At 45.4% G+C, this 5,092-nt stretch carries 1 protein-coding gene; it reads left to right on the top strand.

All coding sequences use genetic code 11. From position 1 onward, the window contains the following. Positions 1-5,092: Ig-like domain-containing protein (locus A3762_RS27455; protein WP_197469175.1), on the top strand; the 5,092-nt coding region annotated here is incomplete at both ends.

Raw genomic sequence — 5,092 nt, 5'->3', positions numbered from 1 at the left:
GCCAGTGGGTGCGACGTTATCAGCTGGCGTTGATAACGGTGACAATAGCTGGACCTTAAGTGTCGATCAGTTGGTCGGTCTAACGATTACGCCACCGCTGCATGATAGCGAAGACTTCAGCTTATCGGTGTTGGCGAGCGTGGCAGATGTCGATCCTGAGACAGGAGAGGTGAGTACGTCTGAGACCTTGTCGACGATGGATGTTGAGGTTAACGCGGTCGTGGATAGCTTGAGTATTGAGGGAGACATTACAAGGTTATTTGAAGACTATGCTATCCCTCTACAGATGTCTGTTCAGCTGGATGATCTTGACGGATCGGAGGCTATTAGTTCAGTGGCAATCAGCGATTTGCCCTCAGGCGCGCAGCTCTCTGCAGGTTATGATGACGGTTACGGTACATGGATATTGACCGCTGCTGAATGGCAAGGTCTAGAGATCATTCCGCCTGAGCACAGTAGTGATGATTTTGTGTTGAGCATCGAGTTTACGTTGACTGATACTGATCCGAACACGGGACTAACAAGTGAAGTACAGCAAACGTTGCTCCACACTGTCTATATAGATCCAGTAGCTGATACACCAACATTGACTGTTGAAGACGTTGAGGGCGATGAGGATTCGGCTATAGCGCTGCTAGTTAGCACTGATGTGATTGACGAAGATGGTTCAGAGAAAATAACCCATATCGAGTTGGCCGGCGTTCCTGCGGGTGCGCAATTGAATAAAGGCATTGATCGTGGTGAAGGCATTTGGGAGGTCTCGGGGTCTGATTTGATAGGCTTAACCATTACTCCTCCTCCACACAGTAGTGATGATTTTACATTAACCATTACCACATTTATTGATGACATTGATAGCGACACAGGCCTGATTTCTAAAGCTGAGACAAGTGACACGCTGACTGTTGTTGTTAACGAGGTTGCTGACACAGCGATAATTGTCGCTAACGATGTGAATGGAGTAGAGGATAGCGCAATTGCTCTTGACATTTCGGTGGCTGTGACTGCCGGTAGTGACGAAACAATTGCTGACATAATGTTATTGAATGTCCCTCTTGGAGCGCAACTATCCGCTGGCATTGATATGGGTAATGGCGAATGGATACTCACTGCCGATGATTTAGTAGGCTTAACATTCACTCCCGTAGAGCATGACAGTACAGACCATACTATAACAGTTGCTGTTACTACTGTTGATCAAGATGATGATGATCTATCGAGCAGCCAGTTAGTGACGCAAGCTAGCTTTATTATTAATGTTGAGGCTGAGGCGGATGCACCTAACGTCACAGCCGAGCATGCATTAGGATTGGTTGATACTCCCATTGAGCTTAACCTATCTGCGGATCTGATTGATCTTGATGGTAGTGAGTTGTTTAGTTCATTGACTTTGAGTGGATTGCCCAGTGGGGCAACGCTGTCCGCAGGAATAGATTTGGGTAACGGTAGCTATACACTTACAAAGTCTGATCTAGAGGGTTTAACTCTCACTTCTGCACCCGGTGATAGCGGCAATTTCAGCCTTACCTTAACGGTGAACAGCGAAGATACCGACGCAGAATCGATGTTGACAACATCCGCTAGTAGCGTTGTTGAATTCGATGTGAATGTCGTGCCGTTATTTAGCGCGTCCATTGACGAGGATAATATTCTTACGATTGACACAGCGGATATTGATACCGAGGTGATCTCAATTGACGAGATGGTATTGGATGATCCAAGCCAAGCGACTGTCAGTCCCCTTGGTGATGGCAGTTTTGAATTTGTGCCAACTTTGCATCTTGATGGTGAGATGGGATTCATTGTTACCATCACTGATAATAATGGTAATCAGCTCAGCGTACCAGGCGTCGTGAATGTTGCAGGTATTGCTGATCAACCGCTGGTAAATATCATTGACTATTTTAGTCTCGAGGTGCCTCCTGAGCCAGTAAGTGGTGGGCTCGATATGAGTAGTAGCGCTAATCCAATTAATATCGACTTGACGGATAATGATTTCCAGATTATCGCGGATGGGGTTGAGGGTGATTACTATGACTTAGATGAGGTCACTGGTAGTCCTGGTGATGATACCTATTCGTTTGGGCAACTTGAGGATGGGGATAGCTTTACCATCAATAGCGGCGGCGGAAACGACACACTTGATTTCTCTAACTACATATCTGAGCAAGTTACGATCGATCAAATTGCCGGAATAGCCTCGATAGATCTCGGTAACGGAGAGAGTGCTACCGTCTATTTTAACGATATCGACCTTTTTTCATTCTCTTCAGCAGTTTTTGACGGTAATCCACATTTCGTGTCAGTCCAGGCAAAAGAATGGGAGTTCGAGGGTAAGAGTTTCGCGATTAACTCAATTAGTGACGGTGCTGATCGAGCGACAGCTTTGATAGGCTTTGCCGGCACCTTGGCTGAGTCTTTTCAACTAGATACCACGGTCGCAACATATAACCTGCCGGGGCCGGAGTATAAAAATGGGGCCATAATCTTTGATTATGTCGATATTAATAATTATAAAGCCGCTTACATGCGTGTTGGTAAACAAGGTTGGGAGTTCAATCAGATTGAAAACGGTATTGAAAATAGCGATATCGTCGCTGACACCTTTGTTCCGGAAACAATTACTGTTGGTGAGCCAAATGCGATGACATTGGTCGTAGATGGCAGCGTCGCGTCCATTGTAGTAGATGGTGTTGTAAAAACAGCTTATGACTTCGGAGAATTACTGAACGATGGTTCGATTGGTATTCAAAATCACAATGCTGAGTCAGATTTTACTATCTCGATGGCACCGTCGAATTGGGCTCCGTCACTCTTGGACCAGCAGCAGTCTATGCGCATCGACCAAGGGAGTATAGATTCAGATAATGTCATTACTACAGCCACAGATGCGGAGGGTGACATTCTTATCGTTCAATCATTTACTCAGGGCAGTAGCGGAGCTGTTCTTGATAATGGTGACGGCACGTTCACATACACTCCAGTAGATGGTTTTCTCGGTCGAGACAGTTATCAAGTAACGATATCCGATGGGTTTAATGTATCAGTAGCCACGGTGGTCGTTGACGTACTTCCTGATGCAGCTTTGGTTGTTGAAAATTGCGCTAATTATGGTCTGAATGCAGAGGCTTCATTGGTTGATATCGATGGCTCAGAAACTCTGTCTGTAATGTTACTGGACCTGCCCATAGGATCGATAGTGACGGACGGAGCCCTCACTGCTGAGGTGATGGTAATTGACGGTATTTCTCAAGCACTACTTACAGGTTTTGATTTGGGCAATCTAGAAATATCCCACCCAGAGGGCTTTAATGGCAGTTACGATCTATTAGTTAATGCAGTTGCCAGCGAGAGCGACACTCAAGCTTCAGCATCGACAACACTATCAATAACGACTCTCTGCGACCATGGTGTGTCGGTCTCTGCCAGCAGTATCAGTGAGGTGGAAGATACATTAATGGCTCTTAATATTGTTGTTTATAAGGGGGCATCCGAAACAGCAGTGGTTCAGGATATTACTATTAGTGGTGTGCCTGAAGGTGTGCTGCTATCTTCCGGTGTAAATCAGGGTGGTGGCGTTTGGTCGTTAACAGAGGCTGAGCTAGTCGGATTGACCTTGACGCCAATTGAGCACCAAGATGATAACTTTACGCTTACAGTTGATGTCACTACTGACGATATCAATTATCCCTCATTGAGTGACAGTGTCGAGGTTGATATTCGCGCCCAAGCAGATCAACCACAGTTGACCGTCTATGATGCTCAAACGTCAATTAACCAGTCCGTCGAACTGAATATAACGCCCGCGTTAGTTGATATGGATGGATCTGAACAGATCGATCATATCGTTATTACAGGCTTGCCAGAGGGGGCAACACTATCTGCTGGTTCTGCACAGTTGGATGGAAGTGTTCACTTAACGGAAGCCGAATTGACTGGACTGACCCTGCAACCTGCCACGGATGACGATAATGATTTTGTACTCTCGGTGCAGATTCATATAACTGACACTGATAGTGACACAGGAGCACAGGACAGCGCTTATATAGAGGCTGATTTAGCAGTGAGTTTCAACGATACGTCTGTGATTGATGGTCTGCTTGGCGATCCCCTTAATAGCAGTGTTAGCACTGATGAAGACACGGCAGTAGCGTTAGAACTTGGTCCGATTACACCTGCTGACAGTGATGAGACGTTATCGTCTTTAACTATCAGCAATGTACCTTTATTGGCGAATTTGAGTGCAGGTATTAATAACGGTTTCGGTAATTGGTCGGTACCATTGTCTGATGTTGATGGGCTGATATTTACTCCCTCCCCGGACAGCAGCGCAGATGTAATTCTTGGTACTGCTTTGACAATTAGTGAAGGCACTACAACTGAGGTATTTACGGGAGAAGTTTCGGTTGAAATCAATGCAGTGGCGGATGATGTTTTGCTTGATACTGAAATTACTCGCTTATTTGAGGACTACACTATTCCGCTTCAAATGGATATTGGTTTGCTTGATACAGATGGATCAGAGACCTTTGCCCTAGTCAGCGTCAGCGATATTCCGGGTGGTGCTACCCTTACAGCGGATACTAATAGTTGGTCGGATGTGAATACTTTTATGATTACTCCCCCAATTCATAGTAGTAGTGATTTTACCCTCAGTGTTAGCGTTCATTCACAAGATACTGATCCTGACACCGGAGTTATTTCTTCAAAAGTAACGGATTCGACACTGACGGTGTACGTCGACCCAGAAGCAGATGTGCCGACGCTTACATTGCTTTCCGGAGAGATGAATGATGACAATGAGATTCCTTTACAGATCGATGTTGCTCTCGCCGATAATGACGGTTCAGAGCAGGTTAGCGAGGTAATTCTGTCTAATATTCCACAGAGTTCATCTTTGTCAGCAGGGCATGATTTAGGAGATGGTCGCTGGTCGCTTACTGTTGATCAACTCGTTGATCTAAGATTCATTCCTGATGGAATTTTAGCTGATCCGATATCAATCACCGTGACAGCTTATATTAAGGATACTGATCCAGATACCTATTTGATTTCTGAGCTGTCTCACTCAGGCGAATTGATTGTTTCGATG

The sequence above is a fragment of the Oleiphilus sp. HI0125 genome (assembly GCF_001635355.1).
The sequence above is the reverse complement of the archived record's forward strand: the minus strand, read 5'-3'. Positions and strand labels throughout refer to the sequence as shown.